This is a genomic window from Variovorax glacialis (genome assembly GCF_051216375.1).
GTDB lineage: Bacteria > Pseudomonadota > Gammaproteobacteria > Burkholderiales > Burkholderiaceae_C > Variovorax.
Map to the genome: position 1 here is coordinate 275384 of NZ_JBPJZT010000005.1, position 24108 is coordinate 299491.

General features: G+C 66.8%; 23 protein-coding genes and 1 tRNA gene. 13 read left to right on the forward strand and 11 right to left on the reverse strand.

All coding sequences use genetic code 11. The features are described from left to right. Position 1 precedes the first annotated feature (1 nt). Positions 2-3130, forward strand: a complete 3129-nt coding sequence (locus ACSFBL_RS15930; RefSeq protein WP_435516747.1) for an efflux RND transporter permease subunit — start codon at positions 2-4, stop codon at positions 3128-3130. Positions 3131-3193: 63 nt separating this feature from the next. Further along, positions 3194-3616: a hypothetical protein gene (locus ACSFBL_RS15935; RefSeq protein WP_435516748.1), complete on the forward strand. Its 423-nt coding sequence runs from the start codon at positions 3194-3196 to the stop codon at positions 3614-3616. Positions 3617-3621: 5 nt separating this feature from the next. Here ACSFBL_RS15935 and ACSFBL_RS15940 read toward each other — a convergent pair whose 3' ends face one another. Then, a complete protein-coding gene (locus tag ACSFBL_RS15940) occupies positions 3622-4305 on the reverse strand; it encodes a Crp/Fnr family transcriptional regulator (RefSeq protein WP_435516749.1) in 684 nt (227 codons plus the stop codon). 167 nt (positions 4306-4472) lie between these two features. Between ACSFBL_RS15940 and ACSFBL_RS15945 the strand changes: the two genes are divergently transcribed. Continuing rightward, the gene (locus tag ACSFBL_RS15945) at positions 4473-4922 is read left to right on the forward strand and encodes a hypothetical protein (protein WP_435516750.1); all 450 of its coding nucleotides are present in this window, start codon (positions 4473-4475) and stop codon (positions 4920-4922) included. Positions 4923-5052: 130 nt separating this feature from the next. Here ACSFBL_RS15945 and ACSFBL_RS15950 read toward each other — a convergent pair whose 3' ends face one another. From ACSFBL_RS15950 to ACSFBL_RS15960, 3 genes are all read right to left on the reverse strand, one after another. Next, a complete protein-coding gene (locus ACSFBL_RS15950) occupies positions 5053-6546 on the reverse strand; it encodes a tripartite tricarboxylate transporter permease (protein ID WP_435516751.1) in 1494 nt (497 codons plus the stop codon). Position 6547: 1 nt separating this feature from the next. Continuing rightward, complete coding sequence (locus ACSFBL_RS15955; RefSeq protein WP_435516752.1) at positions 6548-7081, reverse strand: tripartite tricarboxylate transporter TctB family protein; 534 nt, start codon at positions 7079-7081, stop codon at positions 6548-6550. Positions 7082-7191: 110 nt separating this feature from the next. Next, complete coding sequence (locus tag ACSFBL_RS15960; protein ID WP_435516753.1) at positions 7192-8151, reverse strand: Bug family tripartite tricarboxylate transporter substrate binding protein; 960 nt, start codon at positions 8149-8151, stop codon at positions 7192-7194. Between the two features lie 110 nt (positions 8152-8261). Here ACSFBL_RS15960 and ACSFBL_RS15965 point away from each other — a divergent pair, with 110 nt between their 5' ends. The 5 genes from ACSFBL_RS15965 to ACSFBL_RS15985 all read left to right on the forward strand — a co-directional run bounded on the left by ACSFBL_RS15965 (position 8262) and on the right by ACSFBL_RS15985 (position 12040). Further along, positions 8262-8942, forward strand: a complete 681-nt coding sequence (locus ACSFBL_RS15965; RefSeq protein ID WP_435516754.1) for a response regulator — start codon at positions 8262-8264, stop codon at positions 8940-8942. Next, the gene (locus ACSFBL_RS15970; protein ID WP_435516755.1) at positions 8939-10354 is read left to right on the forward strand and encodes a sensor histidine kinase; all 1416 of its coding nucleotides are present in this window, start codon (positions 8939-8941) and stop codon (positions 10352-10354) included. Before ACSFBL_RS15965 ends, ACSFBL_RS15970 begins: the two co-directional genes overlap by 4 nt. Before the next feature lie 3 nt (positions 10355-10357). Then, positions 10358-10783, forward strand: a complete 426-nt coding sequence (locus tag ACSFBL_RS15975; RefSeq protein WP_435516756.1) for an RNA-binding S4 domain-containing protein — start codon at positions 10358-10360, stop codon at positions 10781-10783. Between the two features lie 12 nt (positions 10784-10795). Continuing rightward, the gene (locus tag ACSFBL_RS15980) at positions 10796-11602 is read left to right on the forward strand and encodes a polyphosphate kinase 2 family protein (protein ID WP_435516757.1); all 807 of its coding nucleotides are present in this window, start codon (positions 10796-10798) and stop codon (positions 11600-11602) included. A gap of 252 nt (positions 11603-11854) precedes the next feature. Next, positions 11855-12040: a hypothetical protein gene (locus ACSFBL_RS15985; RefSeq protein WP_435516758.1), complete on the forward strand. Its 186-nt coding sequence runs from the start codon at positions 11855-11857 to the stop codon at positions 12038-12040. A gap of 83 nt (positions 12041-12123) precedes the next feature. On the opposite strand, the gene ACSFBL_RS15990 is transcribed toward ACSFBL_RS15985, so the two are convergent. The 6 genes from ACSFBL_RS15990 to cysS all read right to left on the reverse strand — a co-directional run bounded on the left by ACSFBL_RS15990 (position 12124) and on the right by cysS (position 17633). Then, a tRNA-Ser gene (locus ACSFBL_RS15990) sits at positions 12124-12216 on the reverse strand. Positions 12217-12238: 22 nt separating this feature from the next. Further along, entirely contained in the window at positions 12239-13507 is a 1269-nt protein-coding gene (locus tag ACSFBL_RS15995) for an aspartate kinase (RefSeq protein ID WP_435516759.1), read from the reverse strand. A 95-nt stretch (positions 13508-13602) separates the two neighbouring features. Next, positions 13603-14553 (reverse strand): tRNA lysidine(34) synthetase TilS, encoded by a 951-nt coding sequence (gene tilS, locus ACSFBL_RS16000; RefSeq protein WP_435516760.1) that lies wholly within the window; start codon positions 14551-14553, stop codon positions 13603-13605. A gap of 41 nt (positions 14554-14594) precedes the next feature. Beyond that, the gene (locus ACSFBL_RS16005; RefSeq protein ID WP_435516761.1) at positions 14595-15575 is read right to left on the reverse strand and encodes an acetyl-CoA carboxylase carboxyltransferase subunit alpha; all 981 of its coding nucleotides are present in this window, start codon (positions 15573-15575) and stop codon (positions 14595-14597) included. Positions 15576-15591: 16 nt separating this feature from the next. Further along, complete coding sequence (locus ACSFBL_RS16010; RefSeq protein WP_435516762.1) at positions 15592-16236, reverse strand: DNA-3-methyladenine glycosylase family protein; 645 nt, start codon at positions 16234-16236, stop codon at positions 15592-15594. 20 nt (positions 16237-16256) lie between these two features. Then, positions 16257-17633, reverse strand: coding sequence for a cysteine--tRNA ligase (gene cysS, locus ACSFBL_RS16015; RefSeq protein WP_435516763.1), 1377 nt, complete (start codon positions 17631-17633; stop codon positions 16257-16259). A 196-nt stretch (positions 17634-17829) separates the two neighbouring features. Here cysS and ACSFBL_RS16020 point away from each other — a divergent pair, with 196 nt between their 5' ends. Genes ACSFBL_RS16020 through ACSFBL_RS16040 form a run of 5 tightly spaced genes read left to right on the forward strand, consistent with a single transcriptional unit; the run spans position 17830 to position 21136 of the window. Continuing rightward, positions 17830-18411 (forward strand): tetratricopeptide repeat protein, encoded by a 582-nt coding sequence (locus ACSFBL_RS16020; RefSeq protein ID WP_435516764.1) that lies wholly within the window; start codon positions 17830-17832, stop codon positions 18409-18411. A gap of 51 nt (positions 18412-18462) precedes the next feature. Then, positions 18463-19044 (forward strand): peptidylprolyl isomerase, encoded by a 582-nt coding sequence (locus tag ACSFBL_RS16025; RefSeq protein ID WP_435516765.1) that lies wholly within the window; start codon positions 18463-18465, stop codon positions 19042-19044. A 15-nt stretch (positions 19045-19059) separates the two neighbouring features. Next, positions 19060-19569, forward strand: coding sequence for a peptidylprolyl isomerase (locus tag ACSFBL_RS16030; protein ID WP_435516766.1), 510 nt, complete (start codon positions 19060-19062; stop codon positions 19567-19569). A gap of 11 nt (positions 19570-19580) precedes the next feature. Beyond that, positions 19581-20339, forward strand: a complete 759-nt coding sequence (locus tag ACSFBL_RS16035) for a UDP-2,3-diacylglucosamine diphosphatase (protein WP_435516767.1) — start codon at positions 19581-19583, stop codon at positions 20337-20339. Then, complete coding sequence (locus tag ACSFBL_RS16040; protein WP_435516768.1) at positions 20339-21136, forward strand: M90 family metallopeptidase; 798 nt, start codon at positions 20339-20341, stop codon at positions 21134-21136. Before ACSFBL_RS16035 ends, ACSFBL_RS16040 begins: the two co-directional genes overlap by 1 nt. Before the next feature lie 36 nt (positions 21137-21172). On the opposite strand, the gene ACSFBL_RS16045 is transcribed toward ACSFBL_RS16040, so the two are convergent. Next, on the reverse strand, positions 21173-24028 hold the full coding sequence (locus ACSFBL_RS16045) for a DUF349 domain-containing protein (protein WP_435516769.1): 2856 nt from the start codon (positions 24026-24028) through the stop codon (positions 21173-21175). Positions 24029-24108: the final 80 nt, after the last annotated feature.

Sequence of the window (24108 nt, forward strand, 5' to 3'; positions counted from 1 at the left end):
CATGAACGTATCGGCCTGGTCCATCCGCAATCCGATTCCGGCGGTGATGCTGTTCGTGCTGCTCACCTTCGGTGGGCTGCTGTCCTTCAACGCAATGAAGGTGCAGAACTTTCCCGACATCGACCTGCCGACCGTCACGGTGTCGGCCGCGCTGCCGGGCGCCGCACCGTCGCAACTGGAAACCGATGTCGCGCGCAAGCTCGAGAACTCGATCGCGACCATCCAGGGCCTCAAGCACATCACGACCAAGGTGCAGGACGGCGCCGCCACGCTGATCGTCGAGTTCCGGCTCGAAAAGCCGGTGCAGGAAGCGGTCGACGACGTGCGCTCCGCCGTCCAGCGCGTTCGCGCCGACCTGCCGGCCGACGTGCGCGACCCGGTGGTCACCAAGCTGGACTTCGCAGCGCAGCCGGTGCTGGCCTTCACGATCGCGTCCTCGCGCATGGACGACGAGGCGCTGTCGTGGTTCGTCGACAACGACATTTCGAAGAAGCTGCTGGCGATCAGCGGTGTCGGCGCGGTGAACCGCGTGGGCGGCGTCACGCGGCAAGTGCACGTGGACCTGGACCCCGAGAAGCTGCAGGCGCTGGGCGCCACGGCCGCCGACATCTCGCGCCAGTTGCGCCAGGTGCAGACCGAGAGCGCGGGCGGCCGCACCGACCTGGGCGGCAGCGAACAGCCCGTGCGCACGCTCGCCACGGTGAAGTCCGCCGACGAACTCGCCGACATGCAGATCTACCTGTCGGACGGCCGCCGCGTCCGGCTCGACCAGGTCGCGCGCATCAACGACACCATCGCCGAGCCCCGCGCGGCCGCGCTGCTCGACGGCAAGCCGGTGGTGGGCTTCGAGGTCGCCCGCAGCCGCGGCGCGAGCGAGGTCGAAGTCGGCGCCGCGGTGCAGAAGGCGCTCGCCGACCTGCGCGTTCAACGGCCGGACATCCAGCTGACGGAGGCCTTCAACTTCGTCGACCCGGTGCGGGAAGAGTACGAAGGCTCGCTGCACCTGCTGTACGAAGGTGCCATCCTTGCTGTGATCGTGGTGTGGCTGTTCCTGCGCGACTGGCGCGCGACTTTTGTTTCGGCGGTGGCGCTGCCGATGTCGGTGATTCCTGCGTTCATCGGCATGCACCTGCTGGGCTTCTCGGTCAACGTGGTCTCGCTGCTCGCGCTGTCGCTGGTGGTCGGGATCCTGGTGGACGACGCGATCGTGGAGGTCGAGAACATCGTGCGCCACCTGCGCATGGGCAAGACGCCCTACCAGGCCGCGATGGAGGCGGCCGACGAGATCGGGCTGGCGGTGATCGCCACCACCTTCACGCTGATCGCCGTTTTCCTGCCGACCGCCTTCATGAGCGGCGTGGCGGGCAAGTTCTTCAAGCAGTTCGGCTGGACGGCCTCGCTCGCGGTGTTCGCATCGCTGGTCGTCGCACGGATGCTGACGCCGATGATGGCCGCCTACATCCTGAAGCCCATCGTCGGCACCGAGAAGGAGTCGCGCTGGCTCAGGATCTACATGCGCATGGCCGAGTGGTGCCTGAAGCACCGCTTTACGACCATGGTGCTGGCCACCCTCTTCTTCTTCGGCTCGGTGGCGATGATCCCGCTGCTCAAGACGGGCTTCATCCCGCCCGACGACAACTCGCAGACGCAGGTCTATCTCTCGCTGGCGCCGGGCGCGACGCTGGCCCAGACGATGGCGGCGGCGGAGGAAACACGACGCCGCGTGATGGCGATCGAGCACGTCCGCAGCGTCTACACCACCGCAGGCGGCGGCAGCGCGGGCGGCGACCCCTTCGCGAACTTCGGCACGCCGGAGACGCGCAAGGCGACCCTCACCATCCAGCTCGACCCGCGCAGCGACCGGCCGCGCAAGCAGGTCATCGAGAACCACATCCGCGCCGCCCTCGAATCGCTGCCCGGCGTGCGCAGCACCGTCGGCCTGGGCGGCTCGGGCGAAAAGTACATCCTGGCCTTGAGCGGCGACGACCCGGCGTCGCTGACGACCGCCGCCCGCGCCGTGGAGCGCGACCTGCGCACGATCCCCGGCCTCGGCAACATCACGTCGACCGCGAGCCTCATCCGTCCGGAGATTGCGGTGCGCCCCGACTTCGCGCGTGCCGCGGACCTGGGCGTGACCAGTTCGGCCATCGCCGACACGCTGCGCGTCGCCACCCTCGGCGACTACGACCAGAACCTGCCCAAGCTCAACCTGGCACAGCGGCAGGTGCCGATCGTGGTGAAGCTCCAGGATTCGGCACGACAGAACCTCGCCCTGCTCGAACGCCTCGCCGTGCCCGGCGCACGCGGACCGGTGATGCTGGGACAGGTGGCCGCGCTCACGGTCGAAGGCGGCCCGGCTGTGATCGACCGCTACGACCGCTCGCGCAACGTCAACTTCGAGATCGAACTCTCGGGCGTGGGCCTGGGCGACGCCAAGGACGCGGTGATGAAGCTGCCGTCGATCCGCAGCCTGCCGCCCGGCGTGCGCGTGGCCGAGGTCGGGGATGCCGAAGTCATGACCGAACTGTTCGCGAGCTTCGGCCTCGCGATGCTGACCGGGGTGCTGTGCATCTACATCGTGCTGGTGCTGCTGTTCAAGGACTTCCTGCACCCGATCACGATCCTGTGTGCCTTGCCGCTGGCGCTGGGCGGCGCCTTCGTCGGGCTGCTGATTGGCCAGAAGGCGCTGTCGATGCCTTCGCTCATCGGGCTGATCATGCTGATGGGCATCGCGACCAAGAACTCGATCCTGCTGGTGGAGTACGCCATCGTCGCCCGCCGCGATCACGGCATGAGCCGGTGGGATGCGCTGCGCGACGCCTGCCACAAGCGCGCACGGCCCATCATCATGACCACGCTCGCCATGGGCGCAGGCATGGCGCCCATTGCACTGGGCCTCGGCACGGCGGATTCGAGCTTCCGAGCGCCCATGGCGATGGCGGTCATCGGCGGCCTCATCACTTCGACCGTGCTGAGCCTGTTGGTGGTCCCGGCCGTGTTCACGTACATCGACGACATCGAGCACTGGATCCGGCGCACGACGCGACGGATTCGCGGCAAGTTCGGCGGGCACGGTCCCGGGCCGGCCGCCGCCACGCCCGCCGAGGAGCATCCCGCGCCGACGCAATGAGGTGTCCGTCGCAAATTGTTGCAAGTTAGACTAGCCGCCATCGTCCTTCGACGGAGGCCCACCATGATCCGAATCCACGCGCGTGTCGCGATGTCAGGCGCCCTTCTCGCCACCGCGCTCGCCGCGGGGGCAGCGCCGACCGCGGCGGACCTCTCGAAGGCGCAGCAGCGCCATGACCAGCAGATCGCCAAGTGCAACGACGGCTCCCTGGCTGCGCCGGCCCGCGACGCCTGTGTGCGCGAAGCAGGCGCCGAACTCGACCGCGCCCGGGGCGCTCCGCCCCGCAAGGTCACGAAGCGCTCCACCGACCGACGCTCCACTGTCGTCACGCCGCAAGGCGCTTCCGCGCCTTCAGGCACGGAAACGGCCCGGTCGGGGGATCGCCGTTCCACCGTCGTGACGCCGCAAGGGACCCAGGCACCGGCCGGCAGCGAGACGGTCCGGTCGAACGACCGCCGCTCCACGGTCGTGCAGCCGGCGCAGTAGCCACCTCAGGGCGCGCCCCGTACGTCGCTCACCAGGGCGACGAGCCGTTGCACATCGGCAACGACCAGCGCCTTGCCATCCTTGGCCAGCACGCCATCGCGCCGCAGCGCATTGAGTTCGCGCGTGACCTGCTCGCGATTGGTGCTGATCTGGCTGGCCAACTCGGCGTGGGTCGGCGCGGGATCCAGCCTCGCCCGGTTGCCCACGATTCCCGTGCCTCGCGCCAGGCGGAGCAGCTCGGCATGCACCCGGTTCTGTACGCCCAGCGTGCTCAGGTCGATGACGCGGTCCGACAGTTGTCGCACCAGCGCAGCCAGGTTGCGCATCACCCGTTCGGCGACGACGGGCTCCAGGCGCAGCAGTTCGAGGAAGCCCGAGCGGTCCAGGCTGGCGACAACCGTCGGCTTGAGCGTCACGCCATCGGCGGAACGCGGCTTGCCGTCGATGGCGGAGATGTCGCCGAAGTACTCGCCGTCGTGCAGATCGCGGAACGTGATTTGCCGGCCGTTCGCGGAGTAGGTCGTCACGCGCAACTGGCCCGACACCAGGAAATACACGTCGCTCGTGTCTTCCGAGCGCAACAACACCGGGGTGCCACTTTCGACGCTCTGCCAGTTGCAACGCTGGGCGAGCCAGTCCAGCCGCTGCTGCGACAAGCCTTCCAACAACGCGACGTGCTGGAGCGCCATGCTGGATCGCTGGACCGCCATCGCTTCGACCTCGCATCCAAGTCCGGACTGGTTGAAAAAAAGTGTGCGCAAACGCACAGCGTTAAACGCAGCAGGCGCCCACAGTGGCTCACCGTGGCGACCGCTGCTGTCCGCGGCCACACATCAAGCCTCAAGGAGATTTCATCATGAATGCAAAGCTACTTCTCGGCGTCTCCGCCCTTGCGCTGGCTGGGGCTGTATCCGCGCAGACGGTGCCGGCCGAACTATGGGTCGGCGCGCCCATTCCGATGACCGGCCAACTCAGCCGCGCCCAGGTGTCGGCCGACCTGGCGGCGAATCGCATGGAGATGAACGCGGTCGCGGCGGAATACCGCGTCGGCCCCCCTGACTCGATCATCGGCGCCCTGAGCCGCGCCGAAGTCGCCGCCGACCTGAGCCTGTGGAACAAGTCCGGCATGGCCCAGGTCGCCAACCGCGACAGCTTCGACCCGACGAGCGCGAGCTATGCCCGCCAGTTCTCGTCCTATCAGAGCATGCGCAACGGTCCCGAATTCGTGACCGAGATCCAGCGCATCAAGGGCATGACCCCGTCCTCGACGACAGCCAGTTTCGGATCGGGCTCCACCGCCAACTGATCACGGCAAACGCCGGAGCGGGCAGGCGCGATGCCAGAAACACCGCGGATCCGGCTCGGCCGGTCCGCCGGTGTTGCCCCCGGCAGGGGGTAGGCGAAGCGACATGAAGTGCGCGCAGCCTGGGGGCGAGCTACTTTTTCGACATGCGCTTGGCAAGGCGCGGCAGGATCATCACGCCCAGGATGATGACGATCAGCACGATCGACATCGGACGCTGGAAGAACACCGCCGCGCTGCCCTCGCCGATCGACATCGCGTTGCGCAGTTGCGCCTCGGCGAGCGGCCCCAAGATCATGCCGACCACCACCGGCGCCGTCGGGAAGTCGAAGCGCCGCATGATCACGCCCAGCACGCCGATCGCGTAGAGCAGCACGAGGTCGAAAGCGCTCTGCCGCATGCCGTAGGCACCGACCGTCGCGAAGATCAGGATGCCCGCATAGAGCTGCGGCTTCGGGATCTTGAGCAGCTTGACCCACAGTCCGACCATCGGCAGGTTCAGCACCAGCAGCATCACGTTGCCGATGTAGAGCGACGCGATCAGCGCCCACACCAGCGCCGCCGAGGTCGTGAAGAGCTGGGGCCCGGGCTGGATGCCGTAGTTCTGGAAGGCGCCGAGCAGGATGGCCGTGGTGTTCGACGTGGGAATGCCCAGCGTGAGCAGCGGAATCAGCGCCGCCGTCACGGTCGCGTTGTTGGCCGCCTCGGGGCCCGCCACGCCTTCGATCGCACCGGTGGTGCCGAACTCGGCCTTGGCGTCCGCATCCTTGGCCAGCTTCTTTTCAGTCGCATAGCTCAGGAAGGTCGGGATTTCGGTGCCGCCGGCCGGGATGCAGCCGAACGGGGTCCCGATGGCCGTGCCGCGCAGCCACGCCGGGACGGAACGCTTCCAGTCGCGGGCGCTCATGTGTACGCGGCTCAGCCTGTTCTGGTCCTCGACGACCTTGCCTTCGTAGAGCACCGCATAGAGCACTTCGGCCACCGCGAAGAGACCGACCGCCACCAGCACGATCTCGATGCCGTCGAGCAGTTCTGGAATGCCGCCGGTATAGCGCCCCTGGCCCGAGATCTGGTCGAGACCGATGCAGCCGGCGGCCAGCCCGATGAACAGCGCCGTCATGCCGCGCAGCGTGCTCTTGCCGAGCACCGCGCTCACGGTGGTGAAGGCCAGCAGCATCAGCAGGAAATACTCGGGCGGACCGAGCTTGACCGCGAAGTCGGCGACGAAGGGCGCGAACAGCGTGACGATCACGGTGGCGATGGTGCCGGCCACGAAGGAGCCGATCGCGGCGGTCGCCAGCGCAGCGCCAGCGCGGCCGCTCTTCGCCATCTTGTTGCCTTCCATCGCCGTGACCATGCTGGCGGTTTCGCCCGGCGTGTTCAGCAGGATGGAGGTGGTCGAGCCGCCGTACATGGCGCCGTAGTAGATCCCCGAGAAGAAGATCATCGAGGCCGTGACGTCGACCTTGCCGGTGATCGGCAGCAGCATCGCCACAGCCACCGCCGGGCCGATGCCGGGCAGCACGCCGACGGCCGTGCCGAGGGCGCAGCCCACCAGGCACCAGAGAAGGTTCACGGGTGTGATCGCGAGCGCGAACCCGTGCATCAGTGCGTTGAAGATATCCATGCTAGAGCCACCCCGTGCCGGTGAGGCCTGGCAGGTTGATCGCCAGGAATTGAGTGAACATCCAGAAGACCGGAGCCGAAATGAGCAGACCCGTCACGATGTCGATCAGCCAGGTGCGCGGAGAATTGACGCCGCCCTGCCCGCTTGCGCGACGCAATCCTTGCACCGCCAACAGGTAGCACAGCGTGCAACTGAGGATGAAGCCGATCGAGGTGATGAGCGCGGCGTTGAGCAGCAGCCCCGCCGACACCCACACGAATCCGGCCCAGTAGGGATGGACGGCGCCGGAGGGCTCGTCCATGTCGCGGAAGCCGCCGGTGCGCGCCTCCCAGATGATCCAGGCGCCGCACACCGTCAGCGCGATCGAGACCAGCCAGGGAAGGAAATTGGGGCCGACGCCGCCGTAGCCGGCCTCGGAAGAGATGCCGATCGCGCCGAACGCGAGCGCGAGCCCGGTCAGGAGCACGCCGGCACCGACGAGGGTTTGCGGCCATGGCGCCGCTGGTGGCGAGACCGAGGTGGATGGAGTTGTCATTTTTTGTCTCGGAGTCGAAGAACTGGAGCACCCTGCCGGCCGCGCCGCCGAACCGGCGCGGCCGGTTCGGCGGTTTCGCGCCGGTCAGGAAGACGGCAAGGCGAACCGGGTCAGACCATGCCCGACTTGACCATCGTCGCGCGCAGGCTCGCGAACTCGTCGTCGACGAACTTCGCGAACGCATCGCCGGACAGCACGGCCGGCGTCCAGTCGTTCTTCTTCACGGCTTCGGCCCAGCTGGGGGTCTTCATGGCGGCCAGCACCATGTCGGTCAGCGCCTTGCGCTGGTCCGGCGTGATGCCGGGCGCGCCGTAGACGCCGCGCCAGTTGCCGATCTCGACGTCGATGCCCTGCTCCTTGAGCGTCGGCACGTTGATGCCCGGCAGACGCTGCGCGGAAGTGACCGCAATCGCCTTCATCTTGCCGGCATTGATGTACTCGGCGAATTCGCTGAAGCCGCTGCCGCCCACCGTAACGTTGCCGCCCAGGATGGCCGCCGTGGCCTCGCCGCCCCCACGGAAGGCCACGTAGTTGATCTTGGACGGGTCGACGCCGACCTTCTGCGCGATCATGGCCGCGGCGATGTGCTCGGTGGAACCGCGCGAACCGCCGCCCCACTTGACGCTGCCCGGATCCTTCTTGAGCTGGTCGACCACGTCCTTCATGGACTTCAGCGGCGAATTGGCCGGCAGGACGAACACGTTGTATTCGCTGGTGAGGCGGGCGATCGGCGTGGCCTGCGAAAGGTTGACCGGCGGCTTGCCGGTGATGATGCCGCCGAGCATGACGGCGCCCATGATCATCATGGCGTTCGGGTCACCCTTCGAACCGTTGACGAACTGGGCCAGGCCCAGCGCGCCGGCGGCGCCGCCCTTGTTGTCATACGTCACCGTATCGGCGAGCTTGCTGTCCGTCAGGGCCTTGCCCAGCGCGCGGCCAGTCGTGTCCCAGCCGCCCCCGGGATTGGCGGGGATCATCATCTTGACGTTGGCTGCGGCCCAGGCCGACAACGGCAGGGCTCCGGTGGCGGCCAAGGCGGCTAAAGACTTCAGAAAGGTATCGCGACGCATGCATGTCTCCTTCGAATGGAAGCTGAGTAGAACCTGAACGCCGCTATGATGCGCCGCCCTGCTGTCAGTTGGCTGTCCGCCGCACTGGGGTAAACACCGAAAATCGCGGAATGAAGCTGCTGCTAGTTGAAGACGATCCGTCCATGCAGACGACCTTGCAGCGCACGCTCGGGCGCCGCCAGATCGACGTGCGCATCTGCGGGGACGGTGGTCTGGCCCTCGCGCAATGGCGGGAGCTCGAACCGGACGTGGTGGCCCTCGACCTCAGCCTTCCCAACCTGGACGGCCTGCAGGTGCTGGCCCAGGCGCGCGCCGCCGGACTGCGCACGCCGGTGTTGCTGTTGACCGCGCGCGGCACGGTGGGCGACCGCATCGTCGGGCTCAATGCCGGTGCCGACGACTACCTGCCCAAGCCTTTCGACCTGGACGAACTCGAGGCCCGCATCCGCGCGCTGAACCGGCGCCACCAGAACGCCGGCACCGATGCGTCGCCACGGCCGCAGGAAGTTGGCGGCCTTCGCTACGAACCGGACAGCGGCGCCATCTACCATCGTGCCCAGGTGCTCGAACTGACGCCGCGGGAGCTGGCGCTGCTGAAGGCGCTGATGGTCAAGCCGGGCCACGCGGTCTCCAAGGAACGCCTGTTCGAACTGGTCTTCCCGAGCGAGATGGACGTGCAGTACGAAGCCGTCGAGGTCGTGGTCTACCGGCTTCGAAAAAAGCTCGCGGGCACCGGCGTCACGCTGATGACCCTGCGCGGGCTGGGCTACCTCCTGCGCGAAGACGCATGAGGCACGTCTCTTCGCTGCGCGCGAGGCTGCTGCTCGGCATCCTCGCGCCGGTGGCGTTGTTCATCGTGATCAACAGCGTGAGCGTCTACCGCCAGAGCCTCGCGGCCGCGACTACCGCCTATGACCGCACATTGCTCGCCTCGGCGAAGACCATCGGAGAGCAGCTCGACGTGGAGGGCTACGACGAAGCGGCTTCGCTGCGCGCGATCGTGCCCTACTCCGCGTTGGAGGCCTTCGAGGCCGACAACCAGAGCCGCATGTACTACCGCGTGTCCGCGCTCGACGGCCAGATGATTTCGGGCTTCGTCGAATTGCCCTTCTGGCACGGGAAACTTCCCGACCGGCCGCCCTATGCCGCGCTGGTGGATTTCTACGATGCCGAGTTCCGCGGCATGCCCGTTCGCGTCGCCGTGCTGCTGCAGCCCGTCGCCAGCGCACGCGGCCGCGGCATGGCCGTGGTGCAGGTCGCGGAGACCCTGGAGCTGCGCGAGACACTGGCGCGCAAGCTGCTCGTCGATACGCTGTGGCGGCAGCTCGTGCTGCTGGCGGTGATCGCGGGCGTCACGGTGCTCGTCGTGCAGCGCGCGACCCGGCCCGTGCGCGAATTGGGCGAAGCGATCGCGTCCCGTGCCGCGGACGATCTCTCGCCGATCGAAGCACCCGATGCACCGAGGGAGCTCCGGCCGCTGATCGACGCCACGACGCAGGTCATGGGCCGCCTGCGCCGGCTTCTTGACCACCAGAAGCGCTTCGTGCGGGACAGCGCCCACCAGCTCCGAACGCCGCTGGCGGTGCTCAAGGCCCAGGTGCAGTCCGCGCGCCGCGGCGACGTGCCGGCCGGACAGGCGCTCGGCGAGATCAACGAGACCGTCGACCGAGCCACCACGCTGGCGAACCAGATGCTTTCCCTTGCGAAGGTCGAGCAGCTGCGCCAGCAGCCCGAATCCGCGACGCTCGACCTCGGCGAGACGGTGCGCGACATCGCGCTCGACCTCTCGCCGCTCGTGGCGGACAAGGCGCTTGACTTCGAACTCTCCACCGCCCCGGCGCCGGTGCGGGTCCGAGCGCATCGGTGGATGCTGCAGGAACTCACGCGCAACCTTCTGCACAACGCCATCAAGCACAGCCCGCACGGCGCGGCGCTGGTGGTGCGCGTGCAGGCGAATGGCGACGAGGCCCTGCTCACCGTCAGCGACGATGGCCGTGGCATTTCCGACGAACTGCGGCAACGGCTGTTCGCGCCCTTCGCGGCCGGGGACGTCACGAGCGGCTCGGGACTGGGTCTCGCCATCTGCCACGAGATCGTGCTGGCGCTGGGCGGAAGCATCGCCCTCGACAACCGGGTATCCGGCGGACAGATCGTCGGGCTCGAGGCTGTCGTCAAGCTCCCTCTGGCGCGCGACAATCGCTGAAACATGGATCGTCTTCGTATCGACAAATGGCTCTGGGCCGCACGCTTCTTCAAGACGCGGTCGCTGGCTGCCGACGAGATCGGCAAGAACCGCGTGGAGGTCAACGGCGACGTCGCCAAGGCCTCGCGCGAAGTCAAGGCGGGAGACACGGTGTCAATACGGCTCGGTGGGATCACGCGCGTGGTGCTCGTCCGAGGCATCAGCGGACAGCGCGGCCCGGCACCCGTCGCGCAGCAGCTTTACGAAGAGACGCCCGAAAGCCTCGCCGCGCAAGCCGCAGCGCGCGAGCAACGCCGCCTTGGCAGCGAGCCTGCGTTGAGCATCGAGCAGGGGCGCCCCACCAAGCGCGACCGGCGCGACCTCGATGGCGTGCGCCGCGGCGATTGGGACAACCGCTGGAGCGCTTCGCTCGATCCCGACGACCAATAGGAACCTCCTCCCATGGCCAGTTTCAAGAAATACCGCGTCGGCAGCAAATTCAGGCTCTCGAAGGTCGACCCGGCGGAAACGCCCTTCCTGGAGGGCCCCGAGTCCGCCCAGCCGGAACGGCTCGATGCGCTGGCCATCGAACTTGACGAACTCCAGAACCTCCTGCACGCCGAGGGTCGACGCAAGCTGCTGCTGGTGCTGCAGGGCCTCGACACCAGCGGCAAGGACGGCACCATCCGATGGGTGTTCTCGCGGACATCGCCGCTCGGCGTTCGGGTGACCGCTTTCAAGGCGCCCAGCGACGAGGAGCGCGCGCACGACTACCTCTGGCGCTGCCACGCAGTAGTGCCGCGCACGGGCGAGATCATGGTGTGGAACCGAAGCCACTATGAAGACGTGCTGGTGCCGGTGGTCGAAGGCTGGATCGACAAGGCCGAGACCCGGCGCCGCTATGCCCAGATCAACGACTTCGAGCGGCTGCTGACGGAGACGGGGACGGTCATCATCAAGTGCATGCTGCACATCAGCAAGGACGAGCAGCGGGAACGCCTGCAGGCGCGGATCGACGACCCGGGCAAGCACTGGAAGTTCTCCATGGATGATCTTGCCGTTCGCAAGAAATGGGACGCGTATGAACGGGCCTATGACAACGCCCTCACGGCGACGTCGACGCCCTACGCCCCCTGGTACGTGGTGCCGGCGGACAGCAAGCGCCACCGCAATTTCATGATCGCCCGCCTGCTCGTCAAGACGCTGAAGGAGATGAAGCTGGAGGTACCGCCTTCCGATCCGGCGTTGAAGGGGCTTGTCGTCGAATAGGGAACAGCCATCGCCGCCATTGAAATGCCGATGCGCGCGGCAGACCCGTGGGTGGCACCATGGAGGCTTCTCACATGGAGTCCAGAAATGAAGCAGTTCCAACGAATGGTCGGCTACGCGATTTCGCTCGGCGGCGCAGCCGTGCTCCTGTCGCAGCTTCTCTGAAAAATCGCGCTCCGTAGGCGACGTCCGACGGGCACCCGCTCCAAACGGCGTATTGAAGCCGAGAGTCAGGACGGGGAGACTGTTGCCATGAACGTATTCACCCAGCTTGAGCTTTTTGCAGGACTGTTTTCGGCCGTGGGCGCAGGGATCCTGATGATGGTCGCGATCAGCCGGCCACCCAGGTTTCTTCACGAGGAGATCGCACAGCGGATCGAGGAATCGATCACCGTTATCGACCAGTGCAGGGATCTGACCGACCGCCATCGCCGCTGAGCGACCCCCAGCGACCAAACAAAAAGCCCGAAAGATCAATGATCTATCGGGCTTTTCAGATTCTGGCTTGCCAGAACCGGTATTGGCGGAACCGGAGGGATTCGAACCCTCGATGAGGCTCTACACCCCATACTCCCTTAGCAGGGGAGCACCTTCGGCCACTCGGTCACAGTTCCTGAGCCGTCGATTATGCCACCTTCAGGCGGCAGGTTGATCCAGATCGAAAGCTTTGTGCAGCGCGCGCACGGCGAGCTCCATGTACTTCTCGTCGATCACCACCGAGGTCTTGATCTCGCTGGTGGAGATCATCTGGATGTTGATGCCCTCCTCGCTCAACACGCGGAACATCTTGCTCGCCACGCCGACGTGGCTGCGCATGCCGATGCCGACGATGCTGACCTTGCAGATCTTGGTGTCGCCCACGATGTCGGCTTCGCCCAGCGTGGGCAGCACCTTGGCCTTGAGCAGGTCGACCGCCTTCGCGTAGTCGTTGCGGTGGACCGTGAAGCTGAAGTCGGTCCGGCCGTCCTTGCTCAGGTTCTGGATGATCACATCGACCTCGATGTTCGCGTCGGCGATGGCGCCGAGGATGTGGTAGGCGATGCCCGGCTTGTCGGGCACGCCGAGCACGGAAATCTTGGCTTCGTCGCGATTGAACGCAATGCCGGATACGACGGCTTGTTCCATGTTTTCGTCTTCCTCGAAAGTGATCAGCGTGCCGGACTTGGCTTCTTCGTTGATGTCGATGTCCCAGGGCGTGAAGCTCGACAGCACGCGCAGGGGCACCTTGTACTTGCCGGCAAACTCGACCGAGCGAATCTGCAGCACCTTGGAGCCCAGGCTCGCCATTTCGAGCATTTCCTCGAAGCTCACGGTGGCCAGGCGGCGGGCGTCGGGCTCGACGCGCGGGTCGGTGGTGTAGACACCGTCGACGTCGGTGTAGATCAGGCACTCGCTGGCCTTCATCGCCGCCGCGACGGCGACCGCGGAGGTGTCGCTGCCGCCGCGCCCCAGCGTGGTGATGTTGCCGCTGTCGTCCACGCCCTGGAAGCCGGTGATGACCACCACCTTGCCGGCGTCGAGGTCGGCGCGGACGCGCTCGTCGTCGATGCTCTCGATGCGAGCCTTCGTGAAGGCGCTGTCGGTTTTCACCTGGACTTGCCAACCGGCGTAGCTGACGGCCTGGAGGCCCTCGGCCTGCAGCGCAATCGCCAGCAGGGCCGACGACGCCTGTTCGCCGGTGGATGCCAGCATGTCGAGTTCGCGGTTGTGGTCGTCGCCGGGTTTGTTCGGAGCGAGTTCCTTGGCGAGGCCGAGCAGGCGATTGGTCTCGCCGCTCATGGCACTTGGAACCACCACCATCTGGTGGCCTGCGCGCGCCCACTTGGCAACGCGCTTGGCGACATTTCGGATGCGCTCGGTCGAGCCCATCGACGTGCCGCCGTATTTGTGAACGATCAATGCCATGGGTGAAGTCAAAGAGAAGAGTTCGTACGCCGCAGTACCAGCCGGCAGCGGCGTTCGTGCGCCCGTCGACGCCACATCAGCGCAAAGTCTGCGGGCTACGGCAAGGGCGAAGCATTGTACCAACGCAGCGTGTCACCCTCCCGCTCCACCCTGCCCGCGGCGATCTTCAGGCTGATGCGGTGGCCCCGTGTCGCGCATGCGGCGATCTGGTCGAGGAGCTGATCGAGCTGCGCCTCGCTGGGCACCGCGCCGTGATCGCGCTTCAGCCAGTGGCGCAGTGCATTGGCCAACCGTTCTCGGGGCAACGCGCGCAACACCGACAGGGCGGGCGGAGAGCCCGCTTCGACCATGTCCCTGGCGCCCAGGTCGGAGAGCAAGGCCGATGCCTTCGCCGCATTGCGTGCCGAACGCGCAAATGTCTCGCGGAATTGCGGCAAGGCCGCCGCCAGGGCCGGCAGAACCTGCTCGCGAATGCGATTGCGCGTGTAGCGCGGGTCGGCGTTGCTCGGATCGTCGATGTGGGGCGTGCGACTGTCGGCGATCCACTCGCGCAGCGCGGCCGCATGAGCGTCGAGCATCGGCCGATGGAAGTCGATGCCGTGGCGGCGCATCTGCCTCGGCATGCCGGCCAATCCATCGAGACCGGCACCGCGGCTGAGTGCGATGAGCATCGTCTCGACCTGGTCATCGGCGTGCTGCGCCAGCACGATGTGCTGCAGGCCGTGCGCACGGGCCAGTTCCGCCAGCGTCACATAGCGCGCACGACGCGCGGCATCCTCGGGACTTTCGCCGGGCGCATGGCGGGCATCGACACGCCCCACATGCAGCGGAACCTCCAGCAGCGCGCAGGTGGCCGCGCAGTGCGCCTCGAAGTTATCCGCGGCACGCTGGAGGCCGTGATGCACATGAAGCGCATGCACCTGCCCCGGCCAGCGGTGCGCGGCTGCGTGCAGGAGAGCGGTGGAGTCCGCGCCGCCGCTGTACGCGACGCCCAGCGGCAACGGAGCCGCCCAGGATGCCAGTGCATGGGCGACAGGATTTTCCATCGGGAGACACAACGCGAGGCAGGCCACGGCCCGCCCGGCGTTCACTTGCCGTTGTCGGCCTTGGTGTCGGCGAAGCGGCCGTAGCTTTGCAGACGCTCGTAGCGGCGGTTGAGCAGTTCCTTCACCGGCAGGTCGCCTACCTGGCGGAAAGCATCGTTCAACGCGCGCTTGAGGAACGCGGCCATTTGCCGGTGGTCGCGGTGCGATCCGCCGACGGGCTCGTTGACGATCTTGTCGACCAGGCCCAGCGCCTTGAGGCGGTGCGCGGTGATGCCGAGCGCATCCGCGGCTTCCTGTGCCTTGTCGCTGGTCTTCCAGAGGATCGAAGCGCACCCTTCCGGGCTGATCACGGAGTAGACCGAGTACTGCAGCATCAGCACCTGGTCGCCCACCGAAATCGCCAGCGCGCCGCCGGAGCCGCCCTCGCCGATGATGGTGACGATGATCGGCACCTCGAGCTGCGCCATTTCGAAGATGTTGCGGCCGATGGCCTCGGACTGGCCGCGCTCCTCGGCGTCAATGCCCGGATAGGCGCCGGGCGTGTCGACGAAGGTGAACACCGGCAGCTTGAACTTCTCGGCCGTCTTCATCAGCCGCAGCGCCTTGCGGTAGCCCTCGGGCTTGCTCATGCCGAAGTTGCGTGCGGTGCGCTCCTTGGTGTCGCGGCCCTTCTGGTGGCCGAGCACCATGCAGGGCGTGCCGTTGAAGCGCGCGAGGCCGCCAACGATGGACAGGTCATCCGCAAAGTGACGATCGCCGTGGAGTTCGACGAAGTCCGTGAAGATCTCGTTGACGTAGTCAAGCGTGTAGGGGCGCTCGGGATGACGGGCGATCTTGGTGATCTGCCAGGGCGTCAGGTCGCTGTAGATGTCCTTGGTGAGCTGCAGGCTTTTCTTGCCGAGCTGATCGATTTCTTCCGAAATGTCGACCGCGGATTCGGTCTGGACATAGCGCAGCTCTTCAATCTTGCTTTCGAGTTCAGCGACGGGCTGCTCGAAGTCGAGGAAGGTTCGTTTCGCCAACGTCTTCTCCTGTTATTCAGTATGCGACCGGTAGCGGGTCGAGCGATCGCCAAATATACCAAGTCGCGACGCTGCAGTAAGGGGCCCAGGCAACCGCCACCTCGCGCGCGTCGCTGCGGCTCACCGGGTCGCCCGAAAAATAGTTCTGGCTGATGCCATTGATGAGCCCAAGGTCGTCCAGGGGCAGCACATTGGGCCGCATGAGATGAAAAATCAGGAACATCTCGGCGGTCCAGCGGCCGATGCCCCGGATCGCGACAAGCTCCGCGATGATCATCTCGTCGGACATGTTTTCCCACGCATTGACGTGCACCGCGCCCGAATCGAAATGAAGGGCCAGGTCGACGAGATACTCGACCTTGCGCGCCGAAAGCCCTGCTGCGCGCATGTCGTCGACCTTGAGCTTCAGCACGCTGGCCGGCGTCATCTTGCGCGGCAGTTCGGCAAAGCGATCCCAGACGGACTGTGCCGCCTTCACCGAGATCTGCTGGCCGACGATGCTGCGGGCGAGCGTGGTGAACGCATCGCCGCGCGATTCGAGGCAGGCGTCGCCAAAGCGGGGAATGAGCCGCTTCATGACGCGATCCTTCTTGGCAAGGTGCTTGCAGGCTTCTTCCCAGTAGTCCGGCGTGAAGACCTGGACGATCGGTTCCTTGGCCACGCCTGTCGTTCTCGCCGCGTTCACTTGGCCGACGTCCATGTCGTGCCGGTGGGCGAGTCCTTCAGCACGATGCCTTGCGTCAGCAACTCGTTACGGATGCGGTCGGCTTCTGCGAAGTTCTTTGCCGCCTTCGCGTCGGCGCGCTGCTGGATCATGGCCTGGATGGTGGCCTCGTCCAGCGTCGTTCCCGCCTGCAGGAAACCCTGAGGGTCGGCTTGAAGGAGGCCGACGCAGGCGCCCAGGGCCTTCAGCAGGCCGGCCGACTCGGACGATTTCGTGCGATTGACCTCGCCGGCAAGGTCGAACAGCACCGCCACGGCTTCGGGCGTGCCGAAGTCCTCGTCCATGGCCGCCTTGAAGCGCGCGGCGTACGAATTGCGCCAGTCGATTGCCACCTGCGCCGGCGCCGCCAGGTGCAGCGCGGTGTACAGGCGCTTGAGCGAATTGCGCGCATCGTCGAGGTGCACGTCGCTGTAGTTGAGCGGGCTGCGGTAGTGGGCGCGCACGACGAAGAACCGGACGGTCTCGGCGTCGTATTTCTTCAGCACATCGCGGATCAGGAAGAAGTTGCCCAGGCTCTTGGACATCTTCTCGTCGTCGATGTTGATGAAGCCGTTGTGCATCCACATGCGCGCCAGCGGCTTGCCGTTGGCGCCTTCACTTTGCGCAATCTCGTTCTCGTGATGCGGAAACTGCAGGTCGGCGCCGCCGCCGTGGATGTCGAGGGTCTCGCCCAGGAGATCGCACGCCATGGCCGAGCACTCGATGTGCCAGCCGGGTCGCCCGGGTCCGAATTCGCTGGCCCACTTGACCTCCTCCGGCTCGGTGGGCTTGGCACTCTTCCAGAGCACCGGGTCGAGAGGATCGTCCTTGCCGTCGAGCACCGCGACGCGCTCGCCGGCGTGAAGCTCGTCGAGCGTCTTGCCGCTCAACTTGCCGTAGCCGGGAAACTTGCGCACCGCATAGTTCACGTCGCCGTTCGGCGAGCGGTAGGCGAGCCCCTTCTGCTCCAGCGTGGCGATCATCGACAGCATCTGCGGAATGAACTCCGTCGCGCGCGGCTCGTGGGTAGGCCGCTCGATCCCGAGGGCGTCGGCATCTTCGTGCAAGGCGGCGATCATCCGGTCGGTGAGCGCACGGATGCTCTCGTTGTTCTCGACGGCGCGGCGGATGATCTTGTCGTCGATGTCGGTGATGTTGCGGACGTAGTCGACCGCAAGCCCGGATGTCTTGAGCCAGCGCTGGACCACGTCGAACGCGATCATCGAGCGGGCGTGACCCAGGTGGCAGTAGTCGTACACCGTCATTCCGCACACGTACATGCGCACCCTGCCGGGTTGCAGAGGGCTGAATTCCTCCAGTTCACGCGAGAGCGTGTTGTAGATGCGAAGACTCATGGGGCTCGGAAAACGTCGGTTCGCGCGCGTGCGAAAACGGGCGAAGGACAGCGGGTTTTTCAGGGGTGGAAGTGGTGTGGCGACGGGAGGCTGGACGTGGCCCCTCGGCTACAATCCTTCGCAGTATAAACGGCCACCGACGGATATTTTCCGCGTGTTTACGAAGGCCCGCGCCCTCTCTTCCTTTCGAGGCTTCATGCAGCACGCCGCTTTCTCCATCTCATCGATTCTCCGTATTTTCCCGGCCCTGCTCCTGGCTCTCACGATCGGCGCGGCACATGCGGACGACTATTCCGACGTCAACGCGCTGCTGCGCCAAGGCAAGGCCGACGAGGCACTCGCCAAGGCCGATGCCTACATCGCAGGCAAGCCGCGCGATCCCCAGATGCGCTTCCTGCGCGGCGTCATCCTGACCGAGCAAGGCAAGCAGACCGAGGCCATTGCGGTCTTCACGCAGCTGACGCAGGATTTCCCGGAACTGCCCGAGCCCTACAACAACCTCGCAGCACTCTACGCGGCGCAAAGCCAGTTCGACAAGGCCCGCGCCGCACTCGAGATGGCGATCAAGCTCAACCCCGACTACGCCACCGCGCACGAGAACCTCGGCGACATCTATGCGCGCCTGGCCGCCCAGTCCTACACCAAGGCGCAGCAGCTCGAGACCGGCAATGCGACCGTGCCGCCCAAGCTCGCGCTGATCCGCCAGGTGTTCAGCACGCCGACGTCCAACGCGCTACCGCCGGCGGCGCCTGCCAATCGCAAGCCCGTGCGACAGTAAAGCACGTGCAGACCGCGCTGCGGCGCATCCCTTGTCGAAAGCGATCTTCCTGTGACACTTCAAGCCTTTTCGCGCCGTACGGCGCTGGTCCTGGCCTCCGCGCTGGCCATTGCGGCAACCGCCAGTTGGGCCCAGACCGCGCCCCGCGTGAAGCTCGCCACCTCGGCCGGCGACATCGTGATCGAACTCGCGCCCGACAAGGCGCCGAAGACAGTCGACAACTTCCTGCAGTACGTCAAGGACAAGCACTACGACGGCACGGTGTTCCACCGCGTCATCGACGGCTTCATGATCCAGGGCGGCGGCTTCACGCCCGACATGAAGCAGAAGCCGACGCGCGCGCCGATCCCGCTGGAGGCGAAGAACGGCCTCAAGAACGCGAAGTACACGGTGGCCATGGCCCGCACTTCCGATCCGAACTCGGCCACATCGCAGTTCTTCATCAACGTCGTCGACAACGGACGGCTCGACGCGCCCAACCCGGACGGCTACGGCTACACCGTGTTCGGCAAGGTCGTCTCCGGCACCGAGGTCGTCGACAAAATCCGTGCTGCGCGCACGGGCAACAAGGGCGGCATGCAGGACGTGCCGCTCGAAACCATCACCATCCTGTCCGCCACCGTGGCGAACTAATTCAAAGGAATCCTCATGAGCAACCCGCAAGTCGAACTGCACATCAAGGGCCAGGGCGTCATCACGCTCGAACTCGACCAGGACAAGGCGCCCAAGTCGGTCGCCAACTTCATCGAGTACGTGACCAAGGGCCACTACGACAACACCGTGTTCCACCGCGTCATCCCCGGCTTCATGGTGCAAGGCGGCGGATTTGAACCCGGCATGTCGCAGAAGCCGACCGGCGCAGAGATCCAGAACGAAGCGAACAACGGCCTCAAGAACGACAACTACACCGTGGCCATGGCACGCACGAGCGCGCCCCACTCGGCCACCGCGCAGTTCTTCATCAACGTGGCCGACAACGGCTTCCTGAACCACACGGCGCCTTCGGCGCAGGGCTGGGGCTACGCCGTGTTCGGCAAGGTCGTCGACGGCAAGGAAGTGGTCGACAAGATCAAGGCCGTGAAGACCGGTCGCAAGGGCTTCCATGACGACGTGCCGCTCGAGGACGTCGTGATCGAGAAGGCCGTCGTCAAGAGCTGAGCCCGCGCATCGTGGCGTTCGCCGAGATCGTCGCTCCTGCAGGCTGGCGGACGGTCGACCTCATCTCCGACCTTCATCTGCAGGCGTCGGAGCCGGCGACCTTCGGTGCCTGGCAGGGCTATCTCGAAACGACGCCGGCCGATGCGATCTTCATCCTCGGCGACCTGTTCGAGGTCTGGATCGGCGACGATGCCGCCACCCTGCCCGGCTTCGAGGCCCAGTGCGCGGAGATCTTGCGGATCGCGGCGGCGCGACGCCCGATCTTCTTCATGCACGGCAACCGCGACTTCCTGGTCGGTGAGGCCTTCGCAGCCCAGTCCGGTTTGACGCTCCTCGACGATCCCACCGTACTGGTCCTGCACGACAAGCGCTGGCTGCTCAGCCACGGGGACGCCCTCTGTCTCGAAGACACGGAGTACCTGCGATTCCGCGCCCAGGTGCGCACGCCGGCCTGGAAGGAAGCGGTGCTCGCCCGTCCGATGGAAGAGCGCCGCACCCTGGCGCGCTCGGTTCGCGCGCAGAGCGAAGACCGCAAGCAGAGCCCCGGCATGGTCTGGGCCGATGTCGATGCGGGGGCCGCCCGCGACTGGCTGCGCCAGGCCGGCGCGACCACGCTCGTGCACGGCCATACCCACAAGCCCGCCACGCACGCGCTCGGTGACGGACTCGAACGCATCGTCCTGAGCGACTGGGACGTCGTGGCCCATCCGGCACGCGCGCAGTTGCTGTGCCTTTCGAGTGCCGGCGCGAAGCGCGTCGACCTGCGCTGATGTTCTCCTGGCTGCGCAGCCTGCGCGCGCCACCCCAAATTCCCGACGCCGCCTGGCAGGCAACCCTCGCGCGCTACCGCTTTCTCGGCGAACGCCCGGCGGCCGATGTGGAGCGCCTGCGGGCGTTGGCCGCCGAATTCCTCCGGGACAAGCGCTTTCATGGCGCGCATGACTTCGTCATCACCGACGAAGTCGCGCTGGCCGTGGCAGCGCAAGCGGTGCTCCCGGTCCTGCATCTGAAAGGCGGGCTCGGCTGGTACGACGATTTCGTCGGAATCGTGGTGCATCCCTCCGAGGCCGTGGCGCTTCGCAAGACGACCGACACCACTGGGGTGGTCCATGAATACGAAGAGGTCGTGGCCGGCGAAGCCATGGAGCGCGGGCCGGTGATGTTGAGCTGGCAGGACGTGCTCGCAAGCAGCGTCACGCGCGCCGAAGGCTACAACGTCGTGATCCATGAATTCGCCCACAAGATCGACATGCGCGGCGGCGGGGCCGTCGATGGTTGTCCGCCCCTGCCGCCCGGCTTCCGGGGGACATCGAATTCGCGGGAGGCGCGCGCAGCATGGTTCGCCGTGCTGCAGCCGGCCTACGATGCTTTTCGCGAGCAGACCATATTGGCCGAACGTTTCGGGGGCGAACCGCCGTGGCTCGATGCCTACGGTGCGCAGTCGACCGGCGAATTCTTCGCAGTCGCCTGCGAGGCCTACTTCGTGAATCGCGCCAGCCTGGAAGCCGACTTCCCGGAGATGGTGGCGATGTTCGACGAGTTCTTCACGCCAGCTGCCGAGGCGTGATCGCTGGCCAGCCCCGAAAGGCAGGCCAGGCGAGGATCACTTGCGCAGCAGCGCCTTGAGTGCGTTCTGCAGACGACGCGCCGAAGCCGCATCGTGCGGCGCCGCGAGCACCTTGCCCGCGTCCTGGCCCCAGGTCTGGGCAGGCGCCGGATCGCCGCGCCGCGTCAGCAGCTTGAGCTGCAACGCGCGACGCGCTTCCAGTTGCTCGGCGGGCGTCGGCACCTCTGCCGCCATTTCCAGACGCAGCAATGCTTCGGCCGCATCGTCGGCCTGCGCTGATGGCGCGGAACCCAGCGCTTGCGACCAGCTGGTACGAACAGCCGGAGAAACCGCGCGGCCCAGTTCCTGGACGCTCGGCAGCTGCGCCGCGTCCCGCTTCTCCCACGCGCCAAGCACCTGCGTCAGCGCTTCGCCATGGGCCTGCGCCGCGAGCTTGCGCAGCGCAAGGTCGGCACGTTCGAGCGCTTCGCGTTGTGCTCGGAAGGCGGCATCGCCAAGACGAGGTCCGCGGTCTTCGAAGCGCGGCGGGCGATCGCCGAAGCGGCCACCGGCCGGTGTACCGCGATCTCCGCGCTCGCCAGGACGCGGCGTCCGGTCGCCGGGGCGGCCTCCCGGGCCGCCGGGGGCACCGCGGCTGTCGCGACGATCCCCGAACTTTCCGCCTCGCCCGGCAGGTACCGCTTCGGCCTTCTTGTTGCCGGGCCGGTCGTCGCCACGCACGGCGATCACCGGCTTCGGCGCTGGCTTGGGCGGAGCGGCGGGCGCAGGGCTGGCCTCTTCGACCGCCTCGACATCGGAGCGCGCCGACGGGTCGGCGCCATCCGCAGGCGCGACCAGACTGGCATCGGACGCGGCGGCCCCGGGCGGCACGGCGGCCGGCATCACCTCGGCATCTTCGGGCGCAGGCGATTGCCCGGCGCTCTCGCTGAATTCGGCCGCTGCCTGCCCGGGGGCCACCACTTCGGTCGCACCTACGGCGGGACCGTCGGCTTGCACCGCCTGCGCCGGCTCCGCGGACGCGGTCTTGGGGGCAGGCGGCGGCGCCTCGCCACGCAGCGCGCCTTCCAACTGGGCCATCGCGGCGCGGATCTTCTGCACATCGCCCGTGCTGTTGGCGGCCTCGAGTGCCTTCGATGCATTCAACACGTGACGGTCGTGCTCGCTCATTGCGGCCGATGCCTTTTCGCGCTCGGCACTCTTGCGGTTGAAGGCCTCGTCGATCGGTGCGCGGAAGGCGTCCCACATCTTCTGTTCGTGGCGGCGATCGAGCGGCACGGACTGTGCCTCCGCCTGCCAGCGCTGCTGCAGCGCCTTGACGGCGTCGATGCGCAGCATCGGGGCGGCGCCGAGTTCCGTCGCCTCGGCGATCATGGCCTGACGTCGCTCCACGCTGGCCTTCTGCGCGGCCTCGAAGGGCGCGCGCGCCGCGCCGAAGACTTCATTCCACTGCGTCTGGAGCTCGGCAAACACTTTCTCGCCGACGTGCCCGGCGTCGCGCCAGCGATCGGCGAACTGATGCAGCGCGCGGTTGTGCGCCTTCAGGTCGGACCCCTGCGCGTGCTCGGCGGCCCAGGCCTTCACCTCTTCGATCAGGGCAAGGCGCTGGGCCCGGTGCTCGGCCGCGTCCGCACGGACCTTTTCCAGCCAGGCCTCGACGACCTTGTGGGCTTCATTGCAGGCTTCGTCGAAGCGCTTCCAGAGCGCGTGGTTGGGCACGCCGCCCTGGTCAGACTGTTTCCACTGCTCGCGCAAGGTGCGCAGGGTTTCCTGCATCTTGCGGCCGCCCAGGGCCTGGCCCTCGGGACGCTTCAGCAGGGCTTCGGCCTTGGCGACGAGTTCTTCGCGAACCTTGTCGGCACTCCAGCGCTGCCAGCCTTCGAGTTCGCCGGCGGCCACGAGGGCGGCGTGCACACGCGCTTCGAGGGCGGCATCGACCAGCCTGCCGTGCTCCTTGAGCACGGTGCGCAAGGCGGCAGCAGCGCCGGCGCTGGCCTTGCCGTGCCCTTCGGCGGTTTCCTGTTCGAGCTTGGCGAGCGCGGCCTGCACGGCGTCCTGCGCGGCGGCGCGCTTTTCAGGGTCGACCTTGGGTGCGGCTGGCTTCTGTGCAGGCGCGGGCGCGGCTTCGGGCGCACCTCCTCGCGCCACGCGCAATTCGTCGGCCCAAACGGGCACGGGCGGCAACGGCGCCGCAGCGTCTGCGGCAGCGGCCTGCGCCTGGGCGAGCGCGGCGTGGAATGCATCGGACACCACCAGCAGTTGCGCCTTGGAGGATTCGAGCTGCGGCGCGAAGCGCGCGTCAAGGCTGCTCCAATTGCCGTCCGAGGCAATCTCGGCGGCCTGCTGCTGCCAGTGCGCGACGTCGGCGCGCAGCGATTCCTCCGCGGCCTGCGCGTCGCGCCAGCTCTTGGTCGACAGCACCTCGAAGCGCTGCGCCAGCAGCACGGCGGCTTCGCGATGGACCTGCGCGCGGTGCTGCAAGTCCTCGATGCCCTTCACCCGCTCTGCCAGCCGGGTCTTGAACCCCGCCAGCGGCTCGCGCGACAGCGGCGCCCCGGCCTTGGCCGCGTCGCGCTGCCAGGCGAGCGCGTCGGCGATGTTGAGCTTGGGCTGCGCCAGCAAGGCCTCCGCCTTGTGCGCCCATTCGACGGCGATGGCCTCCTGGTCCTTGGCGCGTCGCTGTTCGTCGAGCTTTTCGCGCAGCGGGCGCGCGGCCCCCTTGTCACGTCCGCTCATTTCCTTGAACACGTTCTGCACCTGCTCGATCGCCGGGTTGCTCGCGAGCCAGTCGCGGATGCGCTGGGCGCGCTCGCCGGACGTCGGCGCAGTGAACGCGCCGCCGGTCAACGTGTCGAGGGACTGGATGTCGTGAGGCTTGGTGGAAGTTGAGGTCACTGCGCGAATGTCGTTATCTGTAGAGAAAAAGCGAAGGCGCCGGCAATTGCCGGCGCACGCTCCATTTTCACCGACTTGCG